Here is a 15050-nt window from a genome sequence, read left to right on the forward strand (position 1 = left end):
GGCCATCATTTTGAATTAATTGCTTTGAAGTAAAAACAGCTTTCTAACAACGAACTTTTCGGGCTAGAATCTATTAGGTTATTAATATCATAAGCTGAGATTTTAATGAGAAAATGGACTCTTCCTCTACTGCCCCTAATCGTATTAGCAGGCTGCACCTCGGTTAGCAAAAATGAATGTTTACAAGCTGACTGGTATGGTATTGGTTATAAACATGGTGCAGATGGCACTGAGTATCGCGATGGCATAGATGCACTATCACAATGCAGTGAGTATGGTGTAAATGCTGACATTGCTAAATATAAAGTGGGATACGATCAGGGCCTCGCTACATACTGTGAACCGGAAAATGGCTTTACGTTAGGCATGCAAGGCGCGTCATACAATGGTGTCTGTAATAGCACAGCGTTTCGTAAAGCATGGCAAGAAGGTAACGATAGATATCAAGTGCAACAAAGACTGAGTTATATTGATAATCGCATTGACGATATCGACCGTCGATTAAAAGATATTCGTGGCGAGCTTAACAGTAACCAACTTAATAATACTCAGCAAAAAGAGCTTTATCGAGAACGCAAAGATTTAGAAAACGAGCGTAAAGATTTGCGCAAAGAACGCGCATTACTTCCGCTTTTGAATAAACTGCCTAGTGTTGAAATATCAACCGAGTGGTGAGACTTTTAGAGCCAATTTCATTTCATACATTTGTTTATCAGCGATGGCCAAAAGTTCCTTTGCACTGTGTCCGTGTAAAGGATACATGGCGATACCAAAGCTCGCACTTACCGGCTGAACCGTTTCATAATCTTGCGCTACTTTTTTAACCGCCTGCTGACATCGTAGCGCTATATCTTGGCACAAACTAGCCTTTGTTAATGAAGGTAAAACAATAACAAACTCATCACCACCAATGCGCGATAGCACATCTTTATCTCTCATTTGTAAACGCAATTGCTGACTAATGTCCAGTAACAAATTGTCCCCCTGTTCATGACCATATGTATCATTAACGAGTTTGAAATTATCAAGATCAAGATAGATCAATGCAAATTGGTTATGCTCTGCTGGCGTTCTTTGTGAGAAAGCACGCAATTGAATATCGAGTCCTCTGCGATTCAATAGCTTAGTAAGTGGATCTTGATTAACTAGCTCATTGAGAAGCTGGCGCTTTTCTACCGCCGAAGAGATATCATCAAATGCACCGATATAATGAGAAACCAAGCCATTTTCATCATACAATGCATCTATGGATAATTGCTCAGGAAACACCTCTCCGGACTTTCGCTTATTCCATACCTCTCCTTGCCAACAGCCTTTATCGAGCAACTCAGTCCACATTTGTTGATAAAACTCATCTGGTTGCTTCTTTGCAGAAAGTATTGAAGGTTTTTTACCTATTACCTCATGCTTCTTAAACCCTGTTATTTGCTCAAAAGCAGGATTTACATCAACAATCACAGACTCAGCGGTGGTGATCAGAATCCCTCGGCTAGTTGTAGAAAAAACAGCCGTTAATAGTTTAATTCTCTCATTACTTTTAACTTCCTCTGTAACATCCTCAGAATAACCATTCCATTCTACACTGCCATCAGCTCGGGCTATAGGAGATGATTTTGCCGAAATCCAGATCTGTCCTTTTATGGGGTGGTTAACGCGAAACACTTCACACCAATCAGTTAGCTCTGCACGTGAATGCTCAATACTTCGTACAATACGTTCCAGATCATCTTGATGTATCGCTTGCATAACTCTATCTGCTGATGACTCAATATCTTTGGGAGAGCAGCCATAGATATCAAATACTTTTGATGTAGCAAATGGGAAAAACGCTTCATCTTTATTGTCTATTACATATTGATAAACAAAGCCTGGGAGGTTATCAGTGAACTTTTTTAGTTCTTGATGTAGGAATTCAATTTCGCGTTCTTTTTGCCATTGTTCCGTAATATCAATATGTATTCCAACCATCCATTCTGGATTACCGTTTTTATCCCACGTTTGTACTTGGCCTTTATCAAGCACTTTAACCCAGTGGCCTCGTTTATGTTTCATACGCGCTTCACAGACATATCGCGCTGATTCACCTTCGAAGTGCTCATTTAATAATTGCTCAGATTTCACTAAGTCTTCAGGGTGAGCAAAGGTAAGCCAAGTATCAATTGAAACGGGTTCAAGTTCGCACAGAGAATAGCCAATGATATCTGCCCATTTATCATTAAAAATTGTTTCGCCTGTTTGCACATTCCAGAGCCAAACTCCCACATCACCACTTTCGAGAAGCAACTGTGCAATATCTAGTCCTAGCTGCGACTTTAGTTCATTGTAAGCTTCACTAAATGCCATAATCTGCCTTAATAACTAGCCTAATGATAAACAATTAAGTCTTATTCATTATTTTAGTTAAAAAGGCAAAAAATACTAAAATATAATCAAATAAATATACTCTTACAGATTTATTGCGGATTGGTATTTTTCACCTTGACGGCCAGTCAACCTCATCAACCGAGTCAAAAAGCGTTGTGGTCGTTTGCTCGCCATTCCATTTGCGAATGTAACGTGACAACGGATCATAAAGCGCTGTTTGCTTATTGATATGAAAGTGACGCCCACCTCTAGGGTCGACACCGACACCCGCAATATATTGCCAATTGCCCCAATTTGCAGCCACATCATAATCAATAAGTTGCTGTTCGAAGTAAGCTGCACCATAGCGCCAATCAAGAGCTAACTCATTAACAAAACAACTTGCCGCAATCTGCCGCGAGCGGTTAGATATAAAGCCTGTTGTGTTGAGTTCATGCATTATCGCATTTACCAATGGAAATGGAGTGCAGCCATTACACCAAGCAGTGAAACGCTGGCTGTTAAACGTTGCTAGCGGCGCATTTTGCTTTTGACCTTTGAATAAAAAAAGCTTTGCTCCCGCTTGCAGTGCATGCCATTTGAAATATTCGCGCCATAGCAATTCAAACTTTATCCAATAGCTCGACTCATTTGCACCGTTTTGATGCTCATATTTTTCAACTTCGTTATACAGTTGTTTAGCACTAATTGTGCCTCCAGCGAGCCAAACACTAAACTTAGTGCTGTTGCTAAAGCCATCTAACTCATTGCGAGTCTCTTTATAGCTGCTTGGTGCTTTTGAGGAAAAGTACGCACTGCAATGTTGCTGAGCTGCAAATAAACCTCCTTTAAAGCTAGCTGACTGGGTAACTACGTCAGCAATATTGTGTTCAGCGCATAACTGTACTGGGTGAGGTAATCGGCTGACCGCAGGTCGCGGTGCAGCTATAAAGGTTGGCTCAGCTTCTACTTTTTTACGAAAGGCGGTAAAATTTTTTGGTAATTCATCAAGCTGAAAAGGTAAGTCCGCTGCTTTAAACAAGGTATCTTGCTGATAAGTTTTCACGGCAGCTTGAGGGCATATAGCTTTAATTTTTTCGAGCTGTTTTTGCTCATAAACGCCAACTTGCTCGGTACAAACCAATGTTTCAATATTATATTTTTGCAAACGCTGGCTGATTACATACTCAGGCTCACCTGTGATCACATGAAGTGTTTGGCCAAGATTCTCAACTGCGTTTGCAAATGCAGATAGGCTCTCAAGTAAAAAGTTGTACTTATGTTCCCCATATGGCTTCTGTTGGTAATTAGTTTGCCTAAACCAACGCGGTTCAATCACAAACACTAAATCAAGCTCGCCAGCAAAATCTGCTAATTCAGATAAAACTTCATTATCAGCTAGGCGTAAATCATTTTGTAGCCAATATAAAACTCGTTTTTTCATGGGATAACTCATATGTTTTAACATACATACGAATACCCTTCTTATCCGGATTTAAATATCAGAACAAAATGATTAACTATAATTTGCAGATAGGTATTAAGCATCCTGCTCTTTACTCATAAGCTCGCTCATACGCTGCATAAGCTCTTGCTCACTGAGGTCTTCTTTGTGTGTGCCTATAGTCCAAATGTGGCCAAAAGGGTCTTCTAGAGTCCCTGACCTATCGCCATAAAATTGGTCATGTACTGGGCGTAGCTCTTTTGCCCCAAGCGATAAGGCTTTAGCAAAAACAGCATCGACATCTTCAACATACAGCATAATGCTCACCGGTGTACCGCCGAGTTGTTGCGGCGACTTAAATTGCACATCAGGGCAATTATCAGAAAGCATAATATGAGAGTCGGCTATTTTTATTTCAGCATGTGCCACCCCACCATCAGGCAGAGGCATTTGCATTACAAGTTCAGCAGCAAAAGCTTGTTTGTAGAACTCTATCGCCTTAGTGGCACCTTCAATAACCAAATACGGGGTTACCGCATGGTAACCTTTTGGGATTGCAGAAACAGCCATGTTACACCTCAACGTTAAATGTGTGAGTTATAAAGGTAGCAGTTGTAGCTAATTTCACTAATCTAATAATAAAAACGCCAGCGAAATCTTTCGCTGACGTTTTAGATATAAATACCAATCAACTTAACAACGCGGTGTATTATTCAGGCCAGCTTTGCGTCCCATCAATTGCAACTTCTGTTTGATTTAACGTCGTACAATAGCCGGTGGCAGATGAGGCATAGTAAACATCACCTAATACCATGTAGTTTTTCGCTTTAACTTGCTGTTTTGCTTTGTCTGACGTTGCCATACCCCACATGCTGAAGTAGTTGCTCAAATCGAGCTCGGTTGCTTCTGAAAGTGCGATTAGGAGCCAATCATTGTTGCCTATGCTTTGTGCCTCCGACAAGCTGTAGCTTGAGAAGCCAAGTGCATCTTTTTGTGCCTGCCAATTAGTCTCGCTGTTATCAGCTAGATTAAACGCACGCTCCAAAATGTGTAAGCGAGGGTATAAATGCCAGCTGTTTTCAAGCTTATTGTGTGCCTGTGCGGCCATCATAATTTGTAAATAAATAGCGTGGCTTTGCGACCACTCTGACATCGCTAAAGCTTGCATATAAGCAAATGCATCTGCGCTTTGTTTACTGGCTTGCAAATGATCAAACAAGTTCTCGAATGGTAAGTTTTGGCACGATGCCGAAAAGCCGGTTTCATCTTCAAACTTCGACTTACTGTAGTAGGAGTAAAAGTTGGTATTTGAATGGCCACCAAACCCTTCGATACGAAAACGCCCTCTTTCAAGACCATGCCCTAACTCATGGATATCGCCATGCCCTGTTGGATTAAAATTCCAACCTGCGTCATACGGATTGCCCGAACAGCCCCAACCACAGGTCGGCTGGTCAGCATTCATATGTTTTACAATATCAATTGTTTGTACTTCAATATTGCGTTCACTCGCAAAGTCATGAATTTCGCTAACCACATCGATGCCCGGCCCTTTGAAACCAGCAAGTACATGCGGATAGTTATGGGTATAACGCTCTACAGCATGGGCGAAGTCAGACGCTACAGGCCAATAACCATCGTTAATTGAAATACGCATTTTCTCGAGCTTTGAATGCACCTCAAAACCACCGGTTGCGACCTCAGCCCAATCATAATCCCCTTTTTCAAGCAACTCAGCAAAGCGCTCATCATCACTGCTGCTACGCCAATACGGGTGCTCACCTACATTGCTAAATTCAAAGCTGACATCTAAATCATTTTGATCAAACTCAATTTGAATTGGTCCACCATAAGGTGACGTAAAATAGACCGTTTCATTTGTCTCTATAGGGACATGAACCGACTGCAATTTAGCGGGTCGATTATAGCCATTGCTGCTCATGTAATGTGTTGCGCCATCGCGCAAAGTATTAACAAATACCTTGGTATTCACTGCTTGATTATCGGTGCGTTTGATAGCAAATGTTTGACCCGGCAAGGCATACACACCCGTTGAGCGAAAATACGCCTTACTCTGCATATTCACGGTGACGGTTTTAGGTGTTACATGACTAAAATCACTACGGCTGAAATTCCCCATATCAACTTGAAGTGGGTTAACTTTACGTATATTTAATACCGCATGATCAGTAAACAGGGCACGAAAGAAGCTTGTATTATCGGTGCTTAGTTTATCCATCGGGAAGCTCACTACTTGGCGATAATGATCTGCAAGCAGCGCCAGTAACTGATAAAAGCGATAGCCTTGCTCAGTAAAGATATCTGTTTTAGCTTGGTCAAAACCTCTAAACACCGAATTAATGATCGTTGCCGCATCACTAAACTGTTGCTGATATTGGCTTTCAGCTGGACAGCTTCGATTATCGCAAGCACTTAAATCAACACTAAATTCGCTGCTTTTAAAGCGGCTGAGTAAGTCTTTAATAGTTTGCGCATCAGTTGGCAAGCTGTCGTTGATAGCAATTGGGTTCCACTGTGCCAGTTCTAACCGGTGCCAGTAGTTATCACCTGCAACGCTCACATGGAGTAATTCAAATAGCGCTTTACCTAGTGCCGTTTGGCTACCATCACGCTGAATATAGATCACTGCAATATCATTTGCTTGCGCTTGCTTTACTGCAGCCACAACATTATCAATTTTTAATCCTTCACGCTCATGCTGAGAGATAATCAGGATATCCATGTCAGATGTTAAACACGCTGCTAAAGCGTCGTTATCACAACTTGCATTGTCGTTATAGCTCACCATGCCTTCATATTGACTATCAAACCACTCTCGCGTTTTGATCCTATCTTGAAAGTAATAGCTTTGATCTAGTTGTGCTAATACAAGTTTGAGTGGCTGCTCTGCGGTTATTTCTCTGCCAGCTAACCATGTGGTGCTGTTTTTCAAAAACTGAGTCATTTGCTCGTTAATGGTATTTCGATAAGGATTACTACCAAATACCAAGTAACGGCCTTGCTCACCATCACTAGTCCCGACTACAGCAAGATTTCTAATTTTTGTCTCGTAGCCATCTTGCCAACTATTGTTGGTAAGTAGTACCGGCTCATTGAATGGATACGTGGCATTTAATAGCGTTGCATCCCAGGTTGGATACCAGCTTAATTCATCAAGGGTGGAGCTTGAGCCAAACCCAAATAAGCTATTTTTAATGCTTTGAAAGCGCGCTTTGTGGGTATCAATTTCATTAAGTGTCGCATCAAGAAGTAATTCGCTGTTTGGCACAACCAGCGCATTACCCGTTTCGAGTGCCTCGGCCACATAACTTTGAGTAATGTTTAACACAAACTCAAAGCTAGTCTCTGTACGTGAATCAGAGGCTGTGATTGTGAATTTATGTTCACCAAGTTCTTCATTACTCGCGGTGCCAGATAAGATGCTAGTTTGCTCATCAAAATTTAGCCACGTTGGTAAACCTGTTACGGTTAAGCTCACATCATCGTTGTCTGCATCGTTGCTGACTAACTGCACACTCAATGCCTGCTCAGCACGCACTTCACTACTCAGTGGAGAAACCACCGGCGCTGAGTTTGCTCTGGCAGCGATGTTAAATGTTTGCTCTGCCTGCTGCGTCACTTCGCCATCTGAATAACGAAAACGAATTTGCTGTTCGCCCGTATTCGCAAACAAGGGCGTGCCGCTAAAACTGAGGTTAGTCGCATCAAAGCTAAGCCAATCAGGTTTACTAACTTCACTTATTACCACAGTGTCATTTTGTGCATCAGTAAATGTTAGCTGGTAAGTATAAGCTTGGCCTTCATTGCTATCCGATGGTGTAGACGTGAGCGTTGGCGGCGTATTTTCAATAAGCTTGGCTTCTACATTAATATCAATCAAAAGCTGGGCAGACAGCTGCCCATCAGTGACCGTAAACTCAATGTTTGCATACTTACCTGCTTGCTCTGGCGTGCCACTGATACTTGCTGAGGCTTCATTAAAACTTAGCCAACTTGGTAAGTTTGTTACAGACAAAGTAAGAGGGTCATTATCTGGATCAGAGACTTCAGGACTAAAGCTTAAGGTTTCACCAACACGTAAAGTCTGTGATTGACCACTGATTTGCGGCGCTTGATTTTGTGGTGTTTCGGTTACAGGAGGGGTTGTTGTTTGTTTTTCATCTGAGCCTGAGCCGCCACAAGCAGCAAGTGTCAGCAATACAGCCGAGCATAATAGCGAGCGTTTGCACAAAGAGTAAGGTGCGTTCATTGAGTTCTTATCGGTATGGTAAACAATTTTTTAACATTATAAGCCGATACTACAAACTAATATCTCGGAAAAAATACGTAAATTGATATCGCTGTCATTAATTGTTTAAACCATAAAAAGCCCCATGAAGGGGCTATTTAAAGGTTACGAGCTTGGGTTTGCAAAATCGGGGCTGGGTAACTTTTCGAGTATGGCGTATAAATAAATCACCACAATGCAAAGCCCTCCCGCTGCGAAAAATAACGTTGGGCCATCATAATAGTCTAAAATTAAACCACCTCCTAGTGGCGCTAAAGCAAACCCTAAATCATAAAACGAAGCTGCGCCAAAGTAGGCACCACGAAGATGTGAAGGCGCCAACCTATCAAGGTGAACGTTCATCGTCGGAAACAAAATGGTTTCGGCCAAACTCATCACCACTATCGCACCAATCCAGCCCCAGAATAAATCGATTGGATTAAGTGCTAGCCAAAACTGCGACACCATCAATAGCACCAAGCCAATTTGAATGCGCACCGTTAGGCTAAATCGCGCCATCATTTTTAACAGCAGAAATTGACTTGAAATGATCACTAACGCATTGGTAAAAATAAGCGCAGAAATCAATGCAAGTAGGTCGGGTGCCTCTGCACGAGTTAGGTATTGTATGAGTGAACTATCCATTTGCGCATAAATAAACATGCACATAATATTGGCTAAAATTAAACACTGCAGCAGCTTATCTGCAAATAGAATACGTAAGATTTGCTTGCCTTGTACAGCTGGTTTTTTCTCTTCTGGCTCGTCGATTGCGGCAGTACTTTTGGCGGCTTTATCACTAAAATTAAAGCCCCAAACAAGCAGCACTAATAAAATAGCAAATGCCCCTGCGGTAATATAAAAGCTCGACTGCTCACCGGTTAAACCTAGCCATACCCCAGCTAATGGGCCCACCGCACAGCCCACATTAACAATAAAGTACAGCGACTGCATGGCCAGCTCACGAGTTTGTGCATCATCAATAATATCGCCAATTGCCGCACTGGTTAATGGTCGCCAAAGCGCAGTCGCAATCGAGCATAAGGTCATCACAATCACATAACCGGCCACGGTTTCTACCTCAGCCAACAGCGAGAAAGAAATGATATACAGCACGCCGGTAATGTACATCAGCGTATGCCGGCCCACTTTATCGGATAGGCTACTGCCAATAAAACTGGTAAACACCGAAATCACCGCAGCACTGGTAAGTACCAACCCGACTTCTGTTGCCGATAAAGCAAACTTTTCGTACAAAATCACCGCGAGAAATGGCCATACCATGTAATAGCTGCCACGGGTAATAAACGAGCCAAATAAGAAGATCCACATAAGCACAGGAAACTGCTTAAAGCGCGCTAAAGAGATGTCTGAATTCATTATTTTAATTTTTATGGTGATGATGGAAGCACTATACATTAACAGGCTTTAAGATTGTAAATTGACTTCGCTTTAATCATCTTATTTTACTAATCAACAAAAACATAAATAGAAAAAAGTTGTAATAACTGTAAATGCAACTTGAAAAAGATTAATCTAAATAAGAATAATTATTGATTGTATTTTTCATTTCTGTACTATACGCAGCGTCCCTCAAAGGGATAACCTACAAAAAGAACTGGAACCCTACAATGAAATCAATAAAACCAAGCTTACTGGCACTTGCCATAGCAACACATTTTTCAGCCTTTGCTGATGACGCTAAGCCGAAACAAGATATGGAACGCTTAGTAATCACTGCAACAGGTTTTGAGCAAAAAGTTACCGAAGCACCTGCAAGTATTTCAATTATCACCAATGAAGATATTAAGTCTCATGCCTTCACCTCAGTACTTGATGCTGTGCAGTATTTAGAAGGTATCGACATTGGCACAACTCGTGATAAAACGGGCCAAGGCAGTGTGAGTATGCGTGGTTTAACAGGTGAATACACCCTGTTACTAATTGATGGTAAACGCCAAAATAACCATGGCGACATTTACCCAAACAATTTTGGTGGCAACGCGTTTAACCACGTACCACCGGTTGATGCGATTGAGCGAGTTGAAGTAATTCGCGGTCCTGCATCAACACTTTATGGTGCAGATGCGCTGGGTGGTGTAATCAATATCATCACTAAAAAGCATACTGACAGCTGGAGTGGTGCAGTATCTTTTAGCCGTTCACTACAGCAAAACGATGATTTTGGTGATGACATTACCACTGACTTTAGTGTGATGGGCCCGCTAATTAAAGACGTATTAAGTTTAGGTGTGCGCGGCAGTGTTTACGAACAACAAGCATCATCGCCAACATTTGAACCTGCGACCGATCCTAACGGTGTTGTACATACTCGTTCATTAGGCTTTGGCAGTGGCGGTCGTACCGTTGATAACACAAATGAGCAGTATGGTTTTACGTTAACTTATACCCCGTTTGAATCTCATCATTTACGTTTTGATTATGACAATTCAAGCCAAGTGTACGACAACACACCTAGCTACGACATTGAATCAGGCACCATTACTTACCCACTTGGTACTAAAGATAACATTGAATCAATTTGGCAAGATCGCCGCGGCCAAGTAAACCCGCGCGCAGGTTACGCGGCAGACCAAGAGTTTGACCGTGAATGGTGGTCACTCAGTTATGATGGCGATCTTAACTGGGCAACGGTAAAAGCCTCTGTGTCTTATGTTGATACGCAAAACAATGGCCGTACTTTACCACTGAGTGTAAGCGAGCGATTAGAGCTGCAAGCTATGTACGATGGTACTGGCGAATACGAAGGAATGGACGAGCAAGCACGTAAAGACTTAGCTGAAGAAACATTCTTACCACGCCCTGCTCGCCCACTTGAAAGCAGCCAATATACCTATGACTTACGTTTTGATATTCCAATCGAGGGGCGCTTTGGCAGCCATAACCTAGCAATTGGTGGCCAGCTTATCGACGGTGAATTAAAAGACGGTGTATTTGGTCTTGAAAGTGATCAAGCTGGCAAAGTACAAGAGCAAAACATGTACTCAATCTTTGCCGAAGATAACTGGATGGCAACTGATAACTTCACCTTTACACTTGGTGCTCGTTACGATGACCACGATGTATTTGGTAGCCAAGTATCACCTCGTGTTTACGGTGTATATAACTTATCTGACACTTGGACCTTAAAAGGTGGTGTAAGTACAGGTTACAAAACACCAAAAACAACTGACCTTTATGACGGGATCACCGGATTTGGTGGCCAAGGCACAAGCCCATTTGCAGGTAACCCTGAATTAGAACCAGAAACCAGTGTTAACTCAGAAGTTGCACTTTACTGGACTTCACTTGATGGCGATCACAACATTAACGTGACTTACTACAACACCAAGTTTGAAGACAAAATTGCCAGCGGCGATACAATTTTAAGCTGTGAACAAACTAACGACGTACGTCCATGTGTGAACCTAGGTCAATATGATCAGCTTGGCTACGATAGCTACAGCCAAAAGATCAATATCGACGAAGTAGACCTTCAAGGTGTTGAAATTGCTGGTCAATACACAATCACTAAAACAGTGTCTGTTAACGGTAACTACACCTGGACTGATAGCGAACAAAAGAGCGGTCCTGAACAAGGTCAACCATTAACTAACTCAGCTGAGCACATGGCAAACCTTACCCTAAACTGGGAAGCGACAGACTTTATGAACTTATACCTACAAGGTGTATATCGTTCAGACCGTTACCGCGGTTGGGATAACGTGCACGATAAAGCGCTGTATTACAAAAACTACAACCTACTTAATTTAGGTGCGCAGTTTTATGTAAATGAGTACGTGCAAATCAATGCCCGTGTAAACAACCTATTAGACGAAGATTTCACCTCTTATAGCACAAGCTATACCGACCTAAATGGCGATGGTGAGTACGAATACCTAACAGGTCGCGGTGTAGTTAGCGAAGTTACATTCACAGACGACTACAACGTTAAAGATAAAGGCCGTAACTTCTGGATTGGCGTTACCGCTTACTTCTAAGTAAACTCCCTGAAAATAGACAGCATGTAGTCATATGCTGTCTATTTTTCTTACCGTCCCTATTACTGCTCCTATTATCAGTATTCTTTTTACTGTCACTAAATTGCCAACTTCACACATTAAGCTGATGGTACCTGCGTAAGCCTATTTGTCAGTCTATGGAACATATCCTTACAGCCAGCGGTATCTGTATTAGTTATCAAGATGAAGGCGATAAAAATGCGCCGGTGATCATCTTAATTATTGGCTTAGGTGCTCAATTTACCGTTTGGCCAGAGTCGCTATATTTTGGCTTGGTCGAAAAAGGCTTTCGGGTTATTCGTTTTGATAATCGTGATGCAGGGCTATCCTCATCGTTAGATGAGTTAGGCAAGCCGAGTCTAGTAAAGCATTGGCTTAGCCGCCGATTACCCATTCGCGCAAAGCTGCCCTATTCGCTCGATGACATGGCTCGCGATGTAAAAGAATTAATGGATGCACTGGCTATCAAAAAAGCGCACTTAGTGGGGGCGTCGATGGGTGGCATGATTGCGCAAATTGCCGCGGCAAAGTATAAAAAACGTGTACTGAGCTTAACTTCAATTATGTCGAGTAGCTCGCCGTTATCGTTTTCGGGTTCAAACATTAACCTGTTGGTAAAGCTCGCTAAAATACGCCCCCGAAGCAATAATAAAGAAGCCGCGATTGATTACAATGTTAGGCTCAACCAACTCATTGGCAGCCCAGCCTACCCACAAGATGAACACGCTTTATACGCCAACGCTGAACGCTATATTGAGCGGGCCCACACAAATCAAACAGGCTTTAAACGTCAGCTTGCAGCCATTGCCGCAACGCCTTATCGCGAGCAATTACTAAAAAAGATTAAAGCGCCCACGTTAGTAATTCACGGCAGTGCTGATCTTGTTATGCCGCTGTCTGCGGGTATCAACACCGCCCTGTTAATAAAGCGCAGTAAGTTAAGAGTCGTGCCCGGAATGGGCCATGATTTTCCGCCCGCTTTAATGAAAAAAATGACTAAGTGGATAGCTAAACATGCAGCTAAAGTCAGCGCCAAAAAAGCCGCTAAAAAACCCTAAAAGCATGATAGAATTATCATATAATTTATAAGGTTAGCGTTTTATGTTACGTGTATTTTTTAGTCTGTTTTTAATCATCCCTTGGTTAAGCTTTGCCGGTGTGTCACTGAGCGAGCAGCGCATTATTTATCAAGGCGAAATTAATGCCAAAAACAATCAACATGTTGCACAGCTTTTGGCTGAGCAGCAAAACATAAACAGCATACAAATCACCAGTGGTGGCGGAAACATTGATTTAGGTATGGATCTCGCCGAATTGATTTTGGCGCATAATTTAAAAGTTCATGTAAAACAATTTTGCTTTTCGTCGTGTGCTAATTACGTATTACTTGCAGGAAACCCTACCACCATAGCTAAGAACGCCATTGTCGGTTGGCACGGCGATGCCGCTTCAGCTCGCTGGCGAGATAGCGATATTGATGCCATGGTAAGCCATTTAAAAGAGCCAGAAAAAACAACCAAGTGGCAGGCTTTGCGCACTCAATACGATGAAATAATCGCAAAAGCCATGGCTCGTGAAAAAGCCTTTTATGCAAAACGCGGAGTTAATCATGACTTGCTAACGATTGGTTTATCTAAAGAGCTAAAACGTGCAGCTGTGGCACAAAAAGCCAGAGGCTGGAGCTACTCAAAAAAAGCACTCAATACACTGAATGTGAGTAATATTGAGTTTGCAGATTGGCAGCCCCGCTCAGCAAAGAACTTTCCGTTACTAATAATTAGTGACCTTGGGGATTAGCTTTTGTAATCACGGATATAACGGTAATCAAATTCGGTGTCATCTAGAATGTCGCAATAATCACGAAAATCATTACTCTGCATTTGCTGAATATCGATGATCACCGACTGCTCTGTTACGAGTTTTTTAAAGCTTTGCAATAGCGTACGTCCTTGCTTTGCATCTATATGGCAACCGAATTGATAAATATCATATAGCCGAGCGAACTGATCAGCGCTCTGCCTTGAGCTTGCCATGAGTGCTTCACCACGCTCAAAAGCAAGCATTCTTCCCAGAATAAATTGCGCTCTAGGTTCATTTTTATGTTCAACCAGATAACGTAAAATAGTTTCTGATTTAAATGTATCTTGTGGAAAATTCCCCTGATAAACGCCTCGCTCATCAAAGTGACGACCCGAATAGTAGGCAAAAGCATAGCTAAATGCTTTTTTGTCAGACAAGGTTGCAAGAAACTCATCATCTGTTGGAATATGTTTTGCTCTAAACTTAGCTGCTTGATGTTGCTCTTGCTCCACCTGTTTTTCAACAAATAAATACTGCTGGTGAGCAAATGCACCAACGGCGCCTGCAAAACTCAAACATGATGTAGCAATTAGGGTACTCGGTAATACTACCAACCAATGATTTTTAATTTTTTTATACCCTGCCAGCTCACCGGATTCATACACCTCAGCAAATAACTTATGGTCAATAAATGGAATGCTCTTACGTGCAATAAATGCTGCTGACCAAGAGCCAAGTGCAAATAACAAAGCATAAATTGATAAAGACAATGTACCGCTGATCAAAACCTCTGAATTGAGCGCAACAGCGATTACAGATAGGTATGCAATAAGTGAAATAACTGAAAAGATACGATCATAGCCACGCCCATGAATACGAACGGCTAGGCCAACGAGTACGCCGCTAATCACTAACATTACTGGCCCAATAGCACTTTTAATTGAAAATACTGTGATCCATAAAATAATGATTGGGATACTCCAGCACGCTACGCCGATTGCGGCTGCAAGTGGACTTTGCTTAACTAGTTTTGCTTTAACTTGCTCTCGACTCTGCTCAGTAACAGACATATCAACTCCGTTTTCGTTTTATTATTATTTTCCTGTGAAACAAAGTGATTCTAACTAGAACAGCTGATTATAAAAAGAGGAAC

At 42.0% G+C, this 15050-nt stretch carries 10 protein-coding genes; 4 read left to right on the forward strand and 6 right to left on the reverse strand.

Features of this window, described 5'->3' with window-relative positions; genetic code table 11:
* Positions 1-105: 105 nt before the first annotated feature.
* Positions 106-675, forward strand: a complete 570-nt coding sequence (locus tag L1266_RS04530; protein ID WP_187489945.1) for a DUF2799 domain-containing protein — start codon at positions 106-108, stop codon at positions 673-675.
* Here the strand turns inward: L1266_RS04530 and L1266_RS04535 are convergent.
* From L1266_RS04535 to L1266_RS04555, 5 genes are all read right to left on the reverse strand, one after another.
* Positions 661-2343 (reverse strand): sensor domain-containing diguanylate cyclase, encoded by a 1683-nt coding sequence (locus L1266_RS04535; RefSeq protein WP_235376966.1) that lies wholly within the window; start codon positions 2341-2343, stop codon positions 661-663. The two genes, L1266_RS04530 and L1266_RS04535, sit on opposite strands and share 15 nt — an antisense overlap.
* A 130-nt stretch (positions 2344-2473) precedes the next feature.
* Positions 2474-3787, reverse strand: coding sequence for a DASH family cryptochrome (locus L1266_RS04540; RefSeq protein WP_235376967.1), 1314 nt, complete (start codon positions 3785-3787; stop codon positions 2474-2476).
* A gap of 96 nt (positions 3788-3883) precedes the next feature.
* Positions 3884-4357 carry a VOC family protein gene (locus L1266_RS04545; protein ID WP_054551851.1) on the reverse strand — a complete coding sequence of 158 codons (474 nt, stop codon included), beginning with the start codon at positions 4355-4357 and terminating at the stop codon, positions 3884-3886.
* A 139-nt stretch (positions 4358-4496) separates the two neighbouring features.
* Positions 4497-8057, reverse strand: a complete 3561-nt coding sequence (locus L1266_RS04550) for an ImpA family metalloprotease (RefSeq protein WP_235376968.1) — start codon at positions 8055-8057, stop codon at positions 4497-4499.
* Positions 8058-8201: 144 nt separating this feature from the next.
* A complete protein-coding gene (locus tag L1266_RS04555) occupies positions 8202-9455 on the reverse strand; it encodes an MFS transporter (RefSeq protein ID WP_235376969.1) in 1254 nt (417 codons plus the stop codon).
* A 251-nt stretch (positions 9456-9706) separates the two neighbouring features.
* Between L1266_RS04555 and L1266_RS04560 the strand changes: the two genes are divergently transcribed.
* The 3 genes from L1266_RS04560 to L1266_RS04570 all read left to right on the forward strand — a co-directional run bounded on the left by L1266_RS04560 (position 9707) and on the right by L1266_RS04570 (position 13894).
* Positions 9707-12076 (forward strand): TonB-dependent receptor domain-containing protein, encoded by a 2370-nt coding sequence (locus L1266_RS04560; RefSeq protein WP_054551854.1) that lies wholly within the window; start codon positions 9707-9709, stop codon positions 12074-12076.
* A 158-nt stretch (positions 12077-12234) separates the two neighbouring features.
* Positions 12235-13155 carry an alpha/beta fold hydrolase gene (locus tag L1266_RS04565; RefSeq protein ID WP_235376970.1) on the forward strand — a complete coding sequence of 307 codons (921 nt, stop codon included), beginning with the start codon at positions 12235-12237 and terminating at the stop codon, positions 13153-13155.
* A 43-nt stretch (positions 13156-13198) separates the two neighbouring features.
* A complete protein-coding gene (locus tag L1266_RS04570; RefSeq protein WP_138599910.1) occupies positions 13199-13894 on the forward strand; it encodes an ATP-dependent Clp protease proteolytic subunit in 696 nt (231 codons plus the stop codon).
* Here L1266_RS04570 and L1266_RS04575 read toward each other — a convergent pair.
* Positions 13891-14967, reverse strand: a complete 1077-nt coding sequence (locus L1266_RS04575) for a hypothetical protein (RefSeq protein ID WP_235376971.1) — start codon at positions 14965-14967, stop codon at positions 13891-13893. The genes L1266_RS04570 and L1266_RS04575 overlap by 4 nt on opposite strands.
* Positions 14968-15050 lie beyond the last annotated feature (83 nt).

The sequence above is a fragment of the Pseudoalteromonas sp. Cn5-37 genome, assembly GCF_021532495.1.
In the GTDB taxonomy this organism is placed as follows: Bacteria; Pseudomonadota; Gammaproteobacteria; order Enterobacterales; family Alteromonadaceae; genus Pseudoalteromonas; species Pseudoalteromonas simplex.